5 protein-coding genes and 1 riboswitch are annotated in these 4,113 nt (G+C 51.8%); of the genes, 4 read left to right on the plus strand and 1 reads right to left on the minus strand.

All coding sequences use genetic code 11. From position 1 onward, the window contains the following. The first annotated feature begins 624 nt into the window (after window positions 1-624). Both PHV74_15210 and PHV74_15215 read left to right on the plus strand, forming a co-directional pair. Window positions 625-1,002: a histidine kinase dimerization/phospho-acceptor domain-containing protein gene (locus tag PHV74_15210; protein ID MDD5095702.1), complete on the plus strand. Its 378-nt coding sequence runs from the start codon at window positions 625-627 to the stop codon at window positions 1,000-1,002. Between the two features lie 91 nt (window positions 1,003-1,093). Further along, entirely contained in the window at window positions 1,094-1,852 is a 759-nt protein-coding gene (locus PHV74_15215) for a response regulator transcription factor (GenBank protein ID MDD5095703.1), read from the plus strand. Between the two features lie 20 nt (window positions 1,853-1,872). Here the strand turns inward: PHV74_15215 and PHV74_15220 are convergent, their stop codons facing one another. Beyond that, complete coding sequence (locus PHV74_15220; GenBank protein ID MDD5095704.1) at window positions 1,873-2,118, minus strand: hypothetical protein; 246 nt, start codon at window positions 2,116-2,118, stop codon at window positions 1,873-1,875. Between the two features lie 350 nt (window positions 2,119-2,468). Next, window positions 2,469-2,558: riboswitch (cyclic di-GMP riboswitch) on the plus strand. Window positions 2,559-2,838: 280 nt separating this feature from the next. Here PHV74_15220 and PHV74_15225 point away from each other — a divergent pair. Continuing rightward, complete coding sequence (locus tag PHV74_15225; protein ID MDD5095705.1) at window positions 2,839-3,612, plus strand: polyprenol monophosphomannose synthase; 774 nt, start codon at window positions 2,839-2,841, stop codon at window positions 3,610-3,612. A gap of 18 nt (window positions 3,613-3,630) precedes the next feature. Beyond that, complete coding sequence (locus PHV74_15230; protein ID MDD5095706.1) at window positions 3,631-4,032, plus strand: hypothetical protein; 402 nt, start codon at window positions 3,631-3,633, stop codon at window positions 4,030-4,032. Window positions 4,033-4,113 lie beyond the last annotated feature (81 nt).

Below are 4,113 nucleotides of genomic sequence, written 5' to 3' on the forward strand. Positions count from 1 at the left end.
GCTTGCCCCATGACATCGAAGTGCAGGAAGTCAAAGAAACCCGGAAAGTCAGGGAGTACCATCTGTTGCATACAGAAACAAGCCACTCAAACGAGGGGATTGGACAACTTGAGGCGTATCTAATGGCTCCGGTTTCCTTCTGAATGAGTTAAGCGAATGCGGACTGAGTTAAGGAATCTCTGATCAAGTAGTCAAGAATATCTTCCGGTTGTGTGCGTCCAAAAATTGAGTTGTAGAAGCCTCGCCATCCTTCCACCCCCAACACCTGACACGATGATCGCAAGGAGACGAGCGCATCTCTGCGTCTGGCTGACACAAACCCGATCAGGGCGGTTCGCGAACCACCCCTGCAGGTATACCCCTTGGTCCCCTGCATGATACCCCCCAGCTGTTTCTGCGGAAATCGACCCTAACGAATTACGTGCTATCCCCCTTGAATGCGGTCAGTTAAAGACATACTCTGAATAGTATAGGGAAACGGACCAAGAGCCCAGCATGATAGCATCCATAAATCGTGTCCGGACACTCGCCACATCGAGGGAATGCATGAACACAGAAACATGGCAAATCAATAGACCAATGATCTCACCAAATAGCGAGCCGCTGAAAATCACAGGAGGACCCATGGGAGTTGGTATCGAAAATACCCGGCTTGTCCGCCCAACAACTGAGGGGAAGGCCCAGCGCGAGATGGATCGACTCTGGAATCAGCCACTGTCCGGCATCGCTCATGACCTGCGCGCTCCCCTGACCGTCATCAAAGGATATACCACCATGCTTCTGGATTATGAAGGCAGGCTGGATCATGACGAGGTAAGACAGTACCTGGAATCTATCGAAGAAGCCAGCGACAGGCTCACAGAACTCGTTGACCGACTTCAGGATGAGTCACGGCCCGAATCCGGCATTCTCGGAATGAAGGATATCCCTGCCAGAATCTCAGAGTTGCTGAACTCGCCGGCAACCGAATCCCGGATCAGAGAATACCAGCCCGTCGGATAGAATCGACCCTCCAGGAACACCGGTTTGACACCGGAGGAAAGCCAGTTCGCCAAGCACTGGATGATCCCATCAAGAACAAGGGGGAATGACCATGCCGCCAACAAAACCGTCTGTGCTAGTGGTTGATGATGATGCCCGCATGTTGCGGATGATGGAAAGTATCCTGCAGCTGGAAAAATATCACGTCATCCGGGCCATCGATGGTCGGGCTGCCCTTGATATTCTGAACCGGCAGAATCCGGATCTCATATTGCTGGACATCATGATGCCCGGCATGGACGGATATGCTGTGTGTAAACGAATTCGGGAATTCTCCCAGGTCCCTATCATCATGGTCACAGGTAAGGGGGATGATGATGAAAAGGTTCGGTGTCTGGATGCTGGAGCTGATGACTATATAACCAAGCCGTTTTCCTCAAGGGAGCTGGCTGCCAGAACCCGGGTGGCATTGCGTCACACCCTATTGTGGGATAACCGTCCTGAACCCGTTTTCTCCGTCGATGGGCTCTCGATAGACTTTGCCCGGCACAGCGTTGTATTGAGAGGTCGGGAATTGAAACTGACTCGCACGGCATACCGGTTGTTGTCTTGTCTGGCGCGCCATGCGGGCCGGTTGCTTACCCCTGATCAGATATTGGAAAAGGTATGGGGCAGTGAGTACGCTGGCGAAATCCATTTGCTTCAAGTCACCATCGCCCGGCTCAGACAAAAGCTGGAGGATGATGCCCGAAACCCTCAATATATCCTGACCCGCCCCGGCATCGGCTATATGATGCCCAGAGAAGTGCAGGCAGAGGATGTTTGCTTCATCCGTGAGTCAAAGGCTTCAGTTTGCGCTGCCAATAATTGATATCAGAACCGGCCAGAGGATCAATCCCGCACTTCTTCTCTCCGGCTCTGGCTCATCCCAATAAGCATAAATCGCAGCAGACGCCACGCTGTAAACGGAGCAGCTAAGCCCACTATCACCACCTCGATATACATCTCGCCAGCGCCATTGGCATTGACAGCCCATTTACCGTTCGGGATGCAATATAACAGCGTGATCAACACCACCAGAATGCATGTGATGGCAAATATAACCGCCAGAATATCAAATATCTCATCCCTGCTCATGCTGACCTCCGCCGGTAAATTCTCAACTGAACATTCTTGCCCGGGACCCCTACGCTCTCAAGATATCATCTGAAGGTCAAAACCTTCGTCAATAAAGCGTCAACACACCGTCAACAAAAGTAAAAGTTTGGTAACCCCCCGTATATTGTCCCTCAGGACTCACTCTGACTCAGGATAGCCACAGTTGGGGGGAAAACCTGTAGGCAAATTGCGGGACAATCCCGTGTCTGCGTCGCCCCTGGATTTTGTAAAGTAAAACTCGTAGACAGAGGTTCCAAAAGGAATCCAGCACATTAAACAAAATAGAGGAATGGGGTTGCGCCTTTCGAACGTCTGAGCGACCCCAATGGCTCCGATAAAGGCAAACCGGGAGAAATCCCGGGACGCAAAGCCACGGACCTGAATCCCCCAAACAGGGGAAAGGCAGCCGGGCCGCCGAAGAGTTGCCCCTTGGTTGAGGAACCTCTGATTGAACCGTTCAAGAGCCCCCTTTCGGGGGTTAATGAACAGCTCATCAGAGCCTTTCCTGGCCAGAACAAAAAAGGGATGCCTTCTCGGCATCCCTTTTTTGTTGTTACGGAAGAGACCCATCGCCACTTTCAAATCGGTGACTCTTCTGTGAGACTTGAGCCCTCTTTTGTGACACACCTGTGATTTGCCATCTCTAGAATAAAAATTGATACAAGCAAGGTCGATGCTTAACTGGAAATACAGCCAATTATGAACCAATGGAATGAGGACAAAATGGTGAAAACTTCCATCATAGTGCCGACTTACCAGGAGAGAGAGAACATCCCGCCGCTGGTGAAAAGAATCGATCAAGCCATGAAGGATCAAGCCTACGAGATCATTGTCGTCGATGATGACAGCCCCGACGGCACCGCTGAGGTCGCAGAGAGCCTGGCAGGCAGCTATCCCATCCGGGTGATAAAACGGAAAGGAGTGCGCGGCCTGGGATCGGCGATTCTCACCGGATTCCGAGAGGGGACCGGCGAGATACTGGGAGTGATCGATGCGGATCTGCAGCACCCGCCCGAAATCCTCGCCGGCCTGGTCAACTCCATACAAAGCGGTGCGGATATTGCAATAGCCAGCCGCTACGTCAGGGGCGGCGGCGTTCAGGGGTGGTCGTCCGCACGGCGGATCATCTCCAAAGGCGCAACGCTGTTGGCAAGGCCCGTGACCAGCGTGAAGGACCCCATGAGTGGTTGCTTCATGCTGACCAGAACAACCTTCGCCACATTGAATCTCAATAGCGAAGGATACAAGGTTTTGCTGGAGATTCTGGCTCAAACAAAGTCCTGCAAAGTGGAGGAAATCCCCTATACCTTTGAGTGCCGGCGGTTTGGCACGAGCAAGCTGAACTGGAAGGAATATATCCGATATCTTCAACTCCTGAAAAGATTGTATCTTATCGGCTCTCCAAAACAAGCCGGAATGCCAGAAAACCAGTCAGATCAACAAGCACAGTTTTTCACCCGCGGGTCAAACTAAGCAAGGAGGCAAAGACCAATGCAACATTCGAATTTCAAGACGATCCCGATCTCCAGATTTCCCAAAATCATATTCAGCCTGCTGATCGCATCGCTGGTGGTCGCAGTGCTGATCTTTTTCGGATCTAATACTGCCCAGGCAGTTACGGTGAATCTGACCCCTTCGAGCGCCAGTGTAACTCAGGGGAACGATATTACGTTTACGACCACCGTAACCATACAGACCTCGGAACGGATACCGATCAACAGTGTGAGCTTAGCCTTGTTCTCCGACTCCGGATTGACCAGTGAGCTGAGTTCCAGTCCCTATTCCTCTCCCCGGTCAATGGCTCAGACCGATGTGGATCCATACACCGGCTACTACACCAATGGCAGCAACTATGGCGTCCCTGCAAAAAGCCGGTATCGGAATTCTGATTGAGTCACCCTGATATTATGCTGCGAAGTTTAAAGTCTGAGTGAATCGGCTGGCGGGTCGAATTTAGCGCCAAAACAAGCGCCA

The organism is Dehalococcoidia bacterium (assembly GCA_028711995.1).
Classification (GTDB): Bacteria; Chloroflexota; Dehalococcoidia; order SZUA-161; family SpSt-899; genus JAQTRE01.

Excerpts from the sequence above, each read along its gene's own strand:
- PHV74_15225 (MDD5095705.1), top strand. The coding sequence starts at position 2,839 with ATGAACCAATGGAATGAGGACAAAATGGTGAAAACTTCCATCATAGTG.
- PHV74_15215 (MDD5095703.1), top strand. The coding sequence starts at position 1,094 with ATGCCGCCAACAAAACCGTCTGTGCTAGTGGTTGATGATGATGCCCGC.
- PHV74_15220 (MDD5095704.1), bottom strand. The coding sequence starts at position 2,118 with ATGAGCAGGGATGAGATATTTGATATTCTGGCGGTTATATTTGCCATC.
- PHV74_15210 (MDD5095702.1), top strand. The coding sequence starts at position 625 with ATGGGAGTTGGTATCGAAAATACCCGGCTTGTCCGCCCAACAACTGAG.
- PHV74_15230 (MDD5095706.1), top strand. The coding sequence starts at position 3,631 with ATGCAACATTCGAATTTCAAGACGATCCCGATCTCCAGATTTCCCAAA.